The following is a 12,516-nucleotide window of genomic DNA, read 5'->3' on the forward strand; positions in this document are numbered from 1 at the left end:
CGCGGCCGGTCATCCGGCCGCGCCGCTGGCGTCTGCGTTCCTCCCGTGGCGTCAGCCGGTGGGGCCGCCCATCACGGGGAGCACGGCGCCGGTGACGTAGCTGGAGCACACGGGCGACGCCAGGAACACGAACGCGGGCGCCACCTCCTCCGGCTGCGCGGGCCGCTTCATGTCCGTCTGCTGCCCGAACTCGCCGATGGCATCCGCCGGCTGGTCCGCGGGGTTCAGCGGCGTCCACACGGGGCCGGGCGCCACCACGTTCACGCGGATGCCGCGCTCCGCCACGTTCTGCGCCAGCGACATGGCGAACGCGTGGATGGCGCCCTTGGTGGCCGAGTAGTCCAGCAGCGTCTTGTTGCCGAACAGCCCCGTCTCGGAGCCCGTGCAGACGATGGCGTCGCCGCGCGTCATGTGCGGCAGGGCGGCGCGGGCCATCTGGACGTATCCCCCGATGTTCGTCCGCAGCGTCATGTCCAGGTGCTCGTCCGTCAGGTCCTCCAGCCCCTGCACGTGCTCCTGGAACGCGGCGTTGTTGACGAGCACGTTCAGCTTGCCCAGCTCGCTGACCGTGTGCTCCACCGCCGCCTCGCAGAACCGCGGATCGCGCACGTCGCCGGCGATGAGGATGCAGCGCCGGCCCTCGGCCTCCACGGCGCGCTTCGTCTCTTCGGCGTCCTCGTGCTCGTTGAGGTAGACGATGGCCACGTCCGCCCCCTCGCGCGCGAAGAGCACGGCCACCGACCGCCCGATCCCCGAGTCGCCGCCGGTGACCAGGGCCACGCGGTCCTGGAGCTTTTCGGAGCCCTTGTAGTCCGGCGCGGCGTAGCGCGGCTTGAGCTCCATCTCGGCCTCCAGCCCGGGCTTGGCCAGGTGCTGGCTGGGCATGGGGTTTTCCGGCTGCTCGCGCTCGCCGGCCTGCACGCCGCTCTCCGCCTCGTCGTCCCCGCCGCCGGAATCCTGCTTCTGCTTGCGGTCCTGCTTGTCGACCCGCGCCTGGATGCGCCGCTGCTCGCGCGCCGTGGCCTGGGCCGCGTCGCGGAACTGCTTGATCTGCTCGTCGTTCATCCGCCCCCGCCTCTCGTTCCGATTCCGAACCGTCGTCCCGCCCCGGGACGGCCGCGCGGGCTGTGCAAGCGCCGCACCGGATCTCAGCTCGTCAGCTGCAGGCGGCGGGCGGTGTCGACGTTGAGCGCCTCGTTCACGGGGCAGACGCGCGTGATGGCCGTCTCGGTGATGAGGGCGCCGCCCAGCATGGCCAGCAGGCCGGGGAGCGTGCCCGTCCGTCCGCCCCATCGGCCGTAGCCCAGCGCGAGCAGCGACGGCCCCACCACGGCCCGCCACGCGCGGTCGGCCCCACCCACGTTCTCTCTCACGACATCCTCCCGGTTGCGTTTTTCCGTCTCGAAAGCGGGCCGGGCGGAGTGCAGGCCACGTGCCGGGCAGCACAGGTCCGCTGACTGGCATCCTGATCGCGGTTCTTGAGTGGGGTGTAGAGCCGTTTCTCACCCGTGCTGTCCTTCTGAGGTCGGCCGGCGCCGGCTGAGGCTGTCCCGTCGCGTCGTGCATTGGACGCCGGCCGACCGAAGAATCTGGTTGCCGGAGGTGCACGGTCCCGCCCGCGCGCTGAGTTCGCGCGCGGGATCCAGCACGGGCGAGGTGTGTGCGCGGCCCGACCCGATTCTTCGGTCGGAAGGCGCCCTTGACTCCGCGCAGGGAGATGGACCGCGCCGGCGCCTTCCTCGCTCAGAATGACAGCACGGGCGGGAAACAACTTCAAGCCCATCCGGGATTCGCCGTGAGGAGCCCGCTCGAGCCGATGCGGCGGAAGCGGATCCGGCCCGGCGGGGATTGCGCGGGAGCGCCGCGGCCCCATCTTTCGCGTCATCCGGATGCAGCGGCCGCGCGACGGGAGTCCACGCACCGTCACGCGGCCCGCATCGTCAGAACGGCTGGTGATACGCAGCGGCGGCCGCGCACGGGGAACCCGCCCCGGCGAGGACGCCGCCGTCCGCTTTCACCGGCACGCGTTTCCAGCCCCCGGACGAGGTCCCCCATGGGCGTCATGATGAACATCCTGCTGGTGGAAGACGACGAGGTGGACGTGATGAACGTCCAGCGCGCCTTTCGCAAGCACAACATCGCCAACCCGCTCTTCCTGGCCGGCAACGGCGTGGAGGCGCTGGAGATGCTGCGCCGCGGCGACGTGCCCGCCGAGCGCCGGCTGGTGCTGCTGGACCTGAACATGCCGCGGATGAACGGCATCGAGTTCCTCCGCGAGCTGCGGGCGGACCCGGAGCTCAGGTCCACGTCCGTGGTGGTGCTCACCACCAGCAACGACGAGCGCGACCGCGTGGAGGCGTACAACCTCAACGTGGCCGGCTACATCCTCAAGCCGGTGACGTTCCAGAACTTTTGCGACGCCATGCTCACGCTCAACAAGTACTGGTCGCTCGTGGAGATGCCGTGAGCGGCGGCGCGGCGTACGGGAAGCATTCGGCGGGTGCGGTGTACAGGGCAGGGCCGGGGCGTCCGGCGGCGGATTCATGGCGGGTGACGGGGACCGAGTGACCGTGAAGCAAGCGACGGTGCGGCCCGGCGGGCGCGCGCCTGCCGGGCCGGAGACGGACGGGCTGAACGCCCGAGTGCTGGTGGTGGACGACGACCAGGTGGACCGGCTGGCGGTGCGCCGGCTGCTGGCCCGCCTGCCGGGGGAGATGGAGGTGCGGGAGGCCGGTGGCGTGCTGGAGGCCATCAACCTGCTGTCGGACCACGCGTTCGACTGCGTGGTGCTGGACTACAACCTGCCCGACGGGGACGGCCTCACCTTTCTGCGCGGGCTGCGGTCCGCGGGGCTGGAGGTGCCCGTGGTGATGCTCACGGGCCAGGAGAACGCCACGGTGGCGCGCGACCTGATGCTGGCCGGCGCGGCCGCGTACCTCGCCAAGCGCCGGCTCTCGGCCGAGCTGCTGCAGGCCGCCCTGCGCGACGCTCTCGCCACGCGGTAGACCGGCGGCCGGACCGGATCCGGGATCCGGATGAACGGAGGGGACGGCGGGCCTTGGCCAGCCGTCCCCTTTTCAGTGCCGCCCGCTTGTCCGGATCGGCCGTGGCGGTAGATATTTGCGGGGGAACCGCGAACGGCTTTCTCACGCAGAGCCGCGGCGGACGCAGAGAACGGCAACGGCAAACGGCTTGTCCGTCCCGGCGTGCGCTCGACGACGCGCCCCTCCCACCTCCGCGGGCGTCCCCCGCGCGACTCCGATCCTCCCCGTCCCGCACCGCACGCATCATGGAGCTGCTGATCGTCCCCAATGCCGAGGGAACGTACGCCGACGTCCTCGTCGCAGCGGAGCACACGTCCGTGCCGGCGGGCGGGCGAAGTGCACGGGTGATCGGGCCCGGCGAGTCGTACCGGGACGTGCCGTACCCGGTGTGGGCCGGACACGTAAGCCGGACGGTGGACCTGGGCTCCCCCACGATCTCGTTTCCCATCGGGGAGGTCGCGATCCGGGCGTCCTCGCCCGCCCCCGCGCCGACCACGGCCGGTGAGGCGGCCCCGGCCGTGAAGCTGCGGGTGGGCGACGTGCTGGACACGGCATTCCAGCTCATCCGCCGCGCGCCGCTCCTGTCGCTGGGGATCGCGATGATCCCGCAGCTCCCGTCCCTGCTGCTTGCGGACCTCGTCCGCGCCCCGACCAACTCCCCCACGCTGTGGATGGGAGTCCTTGTCGCGGGCGTGCTGCACGGGCTGGGGCAGGCGCTGCTGATCCTGGTGCTGGCACAGGCGTACCATGGCATCCGTCCGGACCCACGCCGGGCACTGGCGACGCTGGCGCGCCGCAGCGGCGTCGTGCTCTGCGCCAGTGCGCTGACGGCGCTGGCCGTGCTGGCGGGCTCCATCCTGCTGCTGGTGCCGGGCGTCATCGTGGCATGCCTGCTGTTCGCCGTTCCCGCCGTCGCCGTGCTGGAGAAGGGCGGACCGGCGCACGCGCTGCAGCGCTCGTGGAGCCTGGCCTTGGGCGCCGGGTGGAGCATCTTTCTCGTGCTGGGCGTGCTCCAGGTCCTCGACTTCCTGACGGACCAGGGTCTAAAGGGAATCCAGGGCATGGGCGGCTCGTTCTCCGCCGTGTCCGCGTACGCCAACTTCACGGCGTCCGTGTTTCTCGCCGTGCTCTCGGCCGCCGTCGTCACCTCACTGTACTTTTCCCTGCGCGTGGCCCGGGAGGGGTACGACCTGGAGCTGATGACGGACCGGCTTGGATCCGCGGAGCCCGCCCCCGTGTAGCGGGTGTGCTTCTTGCCCCAGCGCGCGCCCGTCCATGAGGGGCGGGAGCGACCGGGATGAGGAGGGGCCGATGTCCATGGGATGGATGCGGATGCGCGCGTTCGCGGTGGCGGGGCTGGCGTGCGCGGTGGCGGCGGGATGCGCCGTGAACCCCGTGACGGGGCGGCGCGAGCTGGCGCTGGTTTCCGAGGCGCAGGAGATCCAGCTGGGGCAGCAGTCGGCGCAGGAGGTGGCGCAGCAGATCGGCCTGGTGGATGACGCGGCGCTGCAGCAGTACGTGGACGGCGTGGGGCAGCGGCTGGCGCGCGCGTCGGAGCGGCCCAACCTGCCCTGGCGCTTCCAGGTGGTGGACGATCCCACGCCCAACGCCTTTGCCCTGCCCGGCGGGTTCATCTTCGTCACCCGCGGGATGATGGACCTGATGGACAGCGAGGCGGAGCTGGCGGCCGTGCTGGGGCACGAGATCGGCCACGTGACGGCACGCCACTCCGTCAGCCAGATCAGCCGCGGGCAGCTGGCGCAGCTGGGGCTGGGCATCGGCAGCATCTTCTTTCCCGAGGCCGCGCAGACGTTCGGCGGGCTGGCGCAGACGGGCGTGCAGCTGCTCTTTCTGCGCTACGGCCGCGACGCCGAGCGCCAATCCGACGAGCTGGGCTTTCGCTACGCCCTGAGCGAGGGCTACGAGGTGCGCGAGATGGACGACGTGTTCGCGTCGCTGCTGCGCACGGGCGAGGCGGCGGGGCGCAGCGAGCTGCCGTCGTGGCTGTCCACGCACCCCGCCGAGCCCGAGCGCATCGCCGCCGCCCGCGCCCGGGCCGACACGGTGACGCGCGCGCCGCTGCAGACGGGGCGCGACGCGTACCTGGCCCGCATCGACGGGCTCACCTACGGCGACGACCCGCGGCAGGGATTCTTTCGCGACGGCGTGTTCCTGCACCCGGAGCTGCGGTTCCGCATCGACTTTCCCCAGGGGTGGCGCACGCAGAACCTGCCGCAGGCCGTCAACGCGCTGGCGCCGCAGCAGGACGCCGCGCTGCAGCTCACGCTGGCGCAGGGCGCCAACGCAGACGACGCCGCGCGCCGCTTCTTCTCGCAGCAGGGAATTCGCCCCGGACAGGGCGGCCGGCAGAACGTGAACGGCAACCCCGCCGTCGTCGCCTACTTCCAGGCGCAGGGGCAGCAGGGCGTGATCACGGGGACGGCGGCGTTCATCGAGCACGGCGGGCGCACGTACCAGGTGCTGGCGTACGCGCCGGCGCAGCGGTTCGCGCAGTACGAGCCCGCGTTCCGGCGCGTCATCTTCAGCTTTGGCGACGTGGCGGACCCGTCCGTGCTCAACGTGCGCCCCAACCGCGTGGACGTGGTGCGCACCACGCGGCAGATGACGCTGGCCGAGTTCAACCGCCAGAACCCGTCCGTGATCCCCCTGGCCGAGCTGGCCATCCTGAACCAGGTGGAGGGCGAGAACGCCGTGCTCCCCGCCGGCAGCTGGAAGCGCGTCGTCGCGCAGTAGCACGGCGGACGCGGATCGGACGTACGAAGCCCTCCCTCGATCGCGGTCGGGGGAGGGCTTCGTGCAACACCTGCGGACCATTCAGATCAGGACGAGGTTCCTCTCGCCCCCGTTGCCCTGCGCCTGGACGTTGGCGGCGGCCATCTCGAAGGCGAACTCCACGTCCCTGCCCGCGGCAATCGCCTTGTAGAACCCGGAGGTGAACGCCAGTGCGTCCGAGTCCAGGATGCGCTCCCGCATGCCCACCACGTGCGGAACGTGCTCGCGGATCGCATGCGCCTGCGACTCGGACCAGCAGGCGTTCAGCACCACGCACTGCAGCGTGTCCCTGAACAGCTTGAGCAGCCGTCCCAGCGCGGCGCCCGACACCACCTGCGCCTCGCCCGAAGCGCTCTGCAGGACGATGCCGTGGGTTCTGCCGTGCCCGGAGAAGTGCAGGATGGAGGGCGATTCGTCCAGCAGCGCCTGCATCAGGCGGTCCATGCTCGCTTCCCACACGGCCTTGCCGGACACGCCTTCGCGGACCATGGCCATCCGCAGATCCGTATCGATGCGGACCCACTCTTTCTCCAGCTCCATGGGCCGCGTCTGCGAGTTGGCCGCGAGAAAGAGTACCTTGACCGGGCCGCCGGTGCGCCTGCCGCCCCGTCCGTAGCCCGGCGTATCGTCGTCCCCCGCGAGTGCCGCATCCGTCCGTTCCCATTCCGTGGGTGGCGCCTTGCGCGACTCCTTGGTGATCCCGGACAGCAGCCCCTGCAGGTACTCCAGCCCGGGATAGACCGTGCGGGCGAGAACGACGACGGGGGGATAGACCGAGACGGGGTTGTCGTGCGTGTGGATGCGCTCGTTCCGCACGTCGATGGCCCACGCCACGGAGACACCGCCGGTGTTCGCCGTGTGGTCGATGCGCGTTTGCCGGGCGATGAAGCGCGCCATGGGCTCGGGACACCCGTCCGCGAAAACGAACCCCAGCAGCCCGTTGGGATTGCGGCCGCGCGGCTTGAGCCCGTACTGGTGCGGCAGGCGCCGAACGAGGTCGAAGAACTCGTCGCGCAGGCGCACGACGTCACCTTCGTTCAGCCCGTCCGCGTCGCAGAGGGCCACGAGCTCCACCGCCGTGGCGGAGGTGCGGTAGCCCAGGAACTGGAAACGCGCGAACTCCGCGTTGCGCGAAAGGTCGTGCGCTTCCTTGTCCCGGACGATGTGCTCGCCCAGGAGGCGGCTCAGGCTGGTCGGCGGCATGGGGGAAGGAGCCGAGAGGGGAGGCTGACGGATCGTGCCGAGGAAAGGCCGGCAGCCCGCGCAGTCGCGGACGATTCGTGCGGAATCTGCATCCCCGGGCGGATCGCTGCAACTGCTCCCATGCTGATGCGGCTGCGCACGGGCGGTGAAGACGGAGAAAGCCCCCCCCGATCGCGACCAGGGAGGGCTTTCTGCTGCCGCGAACTTCTGCGCCGGGCAGGATGACGGCCATGCAGTCCGCGCGGGCGGACTTCGTGCCTTTCCAGCGGCGAATCCATTCGCTCCGGCGGGGAGCCGTCTTCGGACGGACCAGGATCGACGATGCGGATCGCCGCCGGACCCGCATCGTCCTTCCTCCGGTTTAGTCCGCGCTCGCGCCGGCTTCCTCCGCGGCAGAATCGGACGATGCCCCGCTCGCCTCGCTCGACGTACCCGCCTCGGCCGACGTATCCGCCTCGGTCGACGTACCCGCCTGCACCGATGCATCCGACGGGGCCGCATCCGCCGACGTGGACTCCCCGGCCGACGCATCCGTCCCGGCGGACGCGGAGGGGGCCGGCGCGGCGTCCAGGCCCGTCTCCATCAGGCCGGCCACGAGCTGGGTAAAGCGCACGGGGTCGTGCGGCTCGCTGCCCTCGGCCAGGAGCGACCAGCCCAGCAGCAGCTCGGCGTAGTCGCCCACGACGCTGTCCTCCGGGTTGGCGTCGAAGCGGCGGCGAAGCCCCTGCACCATGGGGTGCGACGCGTTGAGCTCCAGGATGCGGCGCTGCCGGTAGCCGTCCGTGCGCCCCTGCGACAGCAGCCGCTCCAGCTGCGGCGAGTAGTCGTGCTCGGCGACAACGAGCACGGCGGGCGACTTGGTGAGGCGGCCGGACAGGCGCACCTCCTTGACCCACGTGTCGACGCGCTTGCGCACGGCTTCCAGGAACGGCTCGAACTCCTTCTTCTGCTCCTCGCCGGATTCCTTCTTCTCGCCCTCCTCCAGCTCCACGGCGCCCTTGCCGGCGCTGCGCACCTTTCTGCCCTCGAACTCCGTCACGGACTGCACCACGAGCTCGTCCACGGGGTCGGTCAGGTACAGCACCTCCCATCCGCGGTCGCGGAACGCCTCCAGCGCGGGCGAGTTCTCGATCTGCTCGCGCGACGAGCCCGTGAGGTACCAGATGTCCTTTTGCGACTCCGGCATCCGCTCCACGTACTCGGCCAGCGTGCCCAGCGCCTCGGCGTCGCGCGACGAGCCGAACAGCAGCAGGCCCAGCAACGCGTCGCGGTTCTCGTAATCGCTGTCCACGCCCTCCTTTACGGCCCGTCCCAGCTCGCGCCAGAACGTCTCGTACCTGGCGCGGTCGTTCTCCAGCAGCTTCTTGAGCGTGTCGAGCACCTTCCTGGTCAGCGCGCGGCGGATCTGCCGGACGTGGCGGTCGCTCTGCAGCATCTCGCGCGACACGTTCAGCGGCAGGTCCGGCGAATCCACGGCGCCGCGCACCCAGCGCATCCACCGCGGCAGCAGCTCCTCGCTGTTCTCGCGGACCAGCATGCGCTTTACGTACAGCCGCAGGTTGGGCTTGAAGCCCGGGTAGTACAGGTCCGTGGCCCCGCGCGACGGAACAAAGAGGACGGCCTGGTACTCCACCAGCCCCTCGGCCCGCGTGTGGATGGTCTCCAGCGGCTCGGACCAGTCGTGCGAGATCTGCTTGTAGAAGTCCGCGTACTCTTCCTTCGTGACCTCCGCCGGCGGCCGCGCCCAGATGGGCTTCATGGAGTTGAGCGGCTTTTCGGGCTGCGGCGTCTCGCCCTCCGGCACCTCTTCCGGCTTCTCGGCGGGAAGCAGGATGGGATAGGTGATGAAGTCCGCGTGCTGACGCACAATGCGCTGCAGCACCCAGCGGTCCGTGTAGTCCTCGATGCCGTTCTCGCTGTCCACCGGCTTGAGGTGCAGCACGATGGTGGTGCCGGGCCGGTCGCGCTCGGCGTCGTCCACGGTGAACGAGCCGTCGCCGGACGACGTCCAGCGCACCGCCCCGTCCGTGCCCGCCTTGCGCGTGACGAGCTCCACGCGGTCCGCCACCATGAACGACGAGTAGAAGCCCACGCCGAACTGGCCGATGAGCTGCGCCGCGCCCTCGGCCGCCTTTTCCTTGATCTGCTCCAGGGCCTCGCGCGTGCCCGACCGGGCGATGGTGCCGATGTTCCGCACCACCTCGTCGCGCGTCATGCCGATGCCGTCGTCCTCGATGGTGAGGGTGCGGCTCTCCTTGTCCGGGACGAGGCGGATCCTGGGCTCGTGTCCTTCCGGGAGAAGCCCCGGGTCCGTGAGCGCCTCGAAGCGAAGCCGGTCGATGGCGTCGGACGCGTTGGAGACCAGCTCGCGGAGAAAGATCTCCTTGTCCGTGTAGAGCGAGTGGATCACCAGGTCGAGGAGCCGCTGCACCTCGGCCTGAAAGGCGAACTGCTGCGCCTGCTCAGCCACACTTGCCTCCTGTCGGTTGCGTTCTGGATGAGGGTCGATCGATCTGAATTCAGCCGCGCGCCCGGGCTGCCGCGCGCGGAACCGGAAAATTTAGCGGATTCGTGGCGGAGACTACAAGTGCCGGAAGGGACCTTGAGCGCAGGTGTGGTAGAGCCCCGCGCGCAAAGCAAAGCCGCAGGGATCGATGATCCCCGCGGCCATGACCGCTGCACGCGGATGAAGCGGACCAGAGAGAACCGCTACTTCTTGCCCTTGCTCTTCTGGGAAAGCGCGCTTGCGGCAGCGGACTTGGAGGTCGCGCTCGTGCGCCCGTCCTGGAGCACCTTGGAAGCCGCCGTCGCCGCTTTGCTGGACGTGCTCTTGGCGGGAGCGTTGGTCTGCGAAAGGGCGCTTCCGGCGGCCTTCTTTGAGTTCGCGCCGGTAGACTGATTCGCCAGGGTCTTTGAAGCGTTCGATGCAGCCTTGGAACCGGTCGTTTTGGAACTGGGCATCTGGAACCTCCAAGCTGAGAAGATCTGCAACGGCACGCCCGAAGATATTGCGAAGACGCTCACGATTCAAGAGTCTTTCAGGACAGATTGGAATCCATTCACCGCGACAGCGCCCGCAGCCGCGCTCGAAACGGAACTCGCGCTGCGCACAGGTTTGCTGACCGGAACAGGGTCATGAAGAAGCCCCCGCAGCGGATGCGCCGCGGAGGCCTTCGTTCATGCCAGTCTGCTCGGGCGACCTACCGCGCCGTCGCCGTCGCGCGGCCGGCGGGGTCCAGGATCTGGTCGATGCGCGCGGCCACGTCCGCCCAGTGGGCGCGCTGCACGCCCTCCGGCGCCGAGGCGGCCAGGCGCCGGGCCTGCGTGCGGAGCGTCGTGAGCTCGGCGCGGGCCAGGGCCGGCAGGTCGCTGCGGGACACGTTCAGGGGCGCCAGCAGCGGCGGCGGCGGGCCCTCGCCGCCTTCACCGCCACCGCCGGCCGGGGCGGCGGACGGCGACACCAGCGCGCCCAGGCGGTCCAGGTACACGCGGTGCAGGGCGCGCAGGTTGGCGTCGGGCGCGGACGTGCTCCACACGGCGCGGCGCAGGTCCGCCAGGTACTCCGCCGGCGCGTACGCCGCCCCCGGGTCCATCTCCACGCTCAGCGCCAGCCGGTCCAGCCGCCGCGCCTCCAGCAGCGCCGTCACCACGGACGCTTGCGCCGTGGCCAGCGTCGTTCCGCCCACGCGCCGCGTGATGCCGGCCGGCGCCAGCCACGACGGCGTGCGGATGGCGTTCTGCGCCAGGAACGCCAGCGCCCGCTGCTGCTCCGCGCGCCCCACGGGCGAGTAGACGGCGCCGGGCTCGCCCGCCGTGCGCGGGTCCACCCGCACCCCGCCGATCACGCTGGCCACGTGGCGCATGTAGGTTCCCCACATCCCCACCGTCTCGCGGTACAGCTCCGCCAGGTCCCCGTCGTCCTCGCCGGGCCGCGCCGTCCACGCGGCCAGGTTGGGCACCACGCGCTGCAGGTTCTGCAGGGCGTAGCCCGTGGCGGCCACGGGGTCGTCGCCCAGGTCCTCCGTCTGCGCGCGGGGGTCGATGCCGCTCAGGTACTGCGGCAGGTACCGGTACTTCATGGGCCCCGACGACGCGGAGAGCATGCGGTCCAGCAGGGGCCGCTCCGACTCGGGCGTGGGCGCGTCGGGAAACACGCGGTAGCCCCACTCGATGATGAAGTCGTCGAAGGGCCCCAGCCGGCGGATGAAGTCGTTGGGCTGCAGGCCGTCGCCCGGCTGGGCCACGTAGTTCTGCCGGGCGTAGTCCATGATGGTGGCGCTCACGCCGTAGCGCCGCGTGAACGACGTGCTGCGCAGCGAGTCCACGGGGAACGACGCGCTGGCGATCATGTTGTGCGGAAGCCCCAGCGCGTGGCCAATCTCGTGGGTGATCACCTGGCGCATGGTCTCGCCCATCAGCGGCTCGGGGATGTCGAGCGAGCGCGCGGAGGGGTTGGCCGCGCCCGTCTCGATCATCAGCCGGTTGCGGTAGCTGCGCATGTGGTTGTGGTACCACACGATGTCGCTCTCGATGATCTCGCCCGAGCGCGGGTCCACCGTGCTGGGCCCCTGCGCGTTGCGCGTGGTGCTGGCGGCCCAGCGCACCACGGAGTAGCGGATGTCCTCCGGGTCCCACTCCGGGTCCTCGGCGGGCGAGGGCGGGTCCATCACCCGCACGGCGTTGCGAAAGCCGGCCTTCTCGAAGACGCGGCCCCAGTCCTCCACCCCCTGCCGCACGAACGGGCGCCAGCGGGCGGGCGTGGCCGGGTCGATGTAGTAGACGATGGGCTTCACGGGCTCCACCAGCTCACCGCGCGCGTACGCCGCCGGGTCCGACGGCTCCAGCCGCCAGCGCGTGATGAAGCTTTCCGTCTCCGCCGCCTGCGCCTCGAGCCCGTAGTTGATGCGGTCCACGGTGTAGAAGCCGGCGCGCGGGTCCCCGTAGCGCGGGCGCATGGGCACGCGGGGCAGCAGCACCAGCGACTGCCGCATCTCCAGGGTGATGGTGCCGCCCGCGCGGTCGCTGGGGGGCGCCGTGGCCTCGAAGGTCTGCGTGTGGCGCACCTCCACGTTCAGCGGATAGCTGCGCACGGCGTTCACGAAGCTGCGCGCGGGGTCCAGCCGGCGCACCTTGAACTGCTCGCGCTGCTGCGTGGTGAGCCCGCTGAGCCCCGGCGTGTCGCCCCCGAAGAAGTCCGTGACGTCGATGACGGCCGCGCTGTCCGCCGTGTACGCCTGCACGGGGAAGGCGGCCAGGATGACGCCCAGGTAGTTGCTGGCCACCGACCGCGCGATGGGCAGGCTGTCCGCCGCCACGGCGCCCGTCTCCACGCCGCGCAGGATCACGCGGTCGCCCTGCCGCTCCCAGCGCACCAGCCGCTCCTGCACGGTGACCCCCGCGGGGAGGTATCCGCCAAAGTTGGCCGGCGTGGCGGCCACGCGCCCCACCATCAGGAAGTCGCGGGCGAGCAGCGAGT

11 protein-coding genes are annotated in these 12,516 nt (G+C 70.9%); 6 read left to right on the plus strand and 5 right to left on the minus strand.

All coding sequences use genetic code 11. The annotated features are described in order from the left end of the window. Positions 1-51: 51 nt before the first annotated feature. Together VFZ20_RS07640 and VFZ20_RS07645 are read right to left on the minus strand one after the other, a co-directional pair. Positions 52-1,065 (minus strand): SDR family oxidoreductase, encoded by a 1,014-nt coding sequence (locus VFZ20_RS07640; protein WP_329683256.1) that lies wholly within the window; start codon positions 1,063-1,065, stop codon positions 52-54. 83 nt (positions 1,066-1,148) lie between these two features. Further along, positions 1,149-1,373, minus strand: a complete 225-nt coding sequence (locus VFZ20_RS07645) for a DUF2892 domain-containing protein (protein ID WP_329683257.1) — start codon at positions 1,371-1,373, stop codon at positions 1,149-1,151. Positions 1,374-2,053: 680 nt separating this feature from the next. On the opposite strand from VFZ20_RS07645, the gene VFZ20_RS07650 reads away from it, so the two are divergent. The 4 genes from VFZ20_RS07650 (at position 2,054) to VFZ20_RS07665 (ending at position 5,798) form a co-directional block, all read left to right on the plus strand. Beyond that, positions 2,054-2,467, plus strand: coding sequence for a response regulator (locus tag VFZ20_RS07650; RefSeq protein WP_329683258.1), 414 nt, complete (start codon positions 2,054-2,056; stop codon positions 2,465-2,467). A gap of 103 nt (positions 2,468-2,570) precedes the next feature. Further along, entirely contained in the window at positions 2,571-3,005 is a 435-nt protein-coding gene (locus VFZ20_RS07655) for a response regulator transcription factor (protein ID WP_329683259.1), read from the plus strand. A 284-nt stretch (positions 3,006-3,289) separates the two neighbouring features. Further along, a complete protein-coding gene (locus VFZ20_RS07660; RefSeq protein ID WP_329683260.1) occupies positions 3,290-4,285 on the plus strand; it encodes a hypothetical protein in 996 nt (331 codons plus the stop codon). 70 nt (positions 4,286-4,355) lie between these two features. Then, the gene (locus tag VFZ20_RS07665; RefSeq protein WP_329683261.1) at positions 4,356-5,798 is read left to right on the plus strand and encodes a M48 family metalloprotease; all 1,443 of its coding nucleotides are present in this window, start codon (positions 4,356-4,358) and stop codon (positions 5,796-5,798) included. A gap of 81 nt (positions 5,799-5,879) precedes the next feature. Here the strand turns inward: VFZ20_RS07665 and VFZ20_RS07670 are convergent, their stop codons facing one another. Together VFZ20_RS07670 and htpG are read right to left on the minus strand one after the other, a co-directional pair. Next, positions 5,880-7,040, minus strand: coding sequence for a CHAT domain-containing protein (locus tag VFZ20_RS07670; protein ID WP_329683262.1), 1,161 nt, complete (start codon positions 7,038-7,040; stop codon positions 5,880-5,882). Positions 7,041-7,401: 361 nt separating this feature from the next. Next, positions 7,402-9,510: a molecular chaperone HtpG gene (gene htpG / locus VFZ20_RS07675; RefSeq protein WP_329683263.1), complete on the minus strand. Its 2,109-nt coding sequence runs from the start codon at positions 9,508-9,510 to the stop codon at positions 7,402-7,404. Positions 9,511-9,726: 216 nt separating this feature from the next. Here htpG and VFZ20_RS07680 point away from each other — a divergent pair, with 216 nt between their 5' ends. Continuing rightward, positions 9,727-9,939 carry a hypothetical protein gene (locus VFZ20_RS07680; RefSeq protein WP_329683264.1) on the plus strand — a complete coding sequence of 71 codons (213 nt, stop codon included), beginning with the start codon at positions 9,727-9,729 and terminating at the stop codon, positions 9,937-9,939. Between the two features lie 33 nt (positions 9,940-9,972). After that, positions 9,973-10,179: a hypothetical protein gene (locus tag VFZ20_RS07685; RefSeq protein WP_329683265.1), complete on the plus strand. Its 207-nt coding sequence runs from the start codon at positions 9,973-9,975 to the stop codon at positions 10,177-10,179. A 61-nt stretch (positions 10,180-10,240) separates the two neighbouring features. Here VFZ20_RS07685 and VFZ20_RS07690 read toward each other — a convergent pair. After that, a partial coding sequence (locus tag VFZ20_RS07690) for a zinc-dependent metalloprotease (RefSeq protein WP_329683266.1) occupies positions 10,241-12,516 on the minus strand: 2,276 nt, incomplete at its 5' end.

It is taken from the genome of Longimicrobium sp. (genome assembly GCF_036280135.1).
Classification (GTDB): Bacteria; Gemmatimonadota; Gemmatimonadetes; order Longimicrobiales; family Longimicrobiaceae; genus Longimicrobium.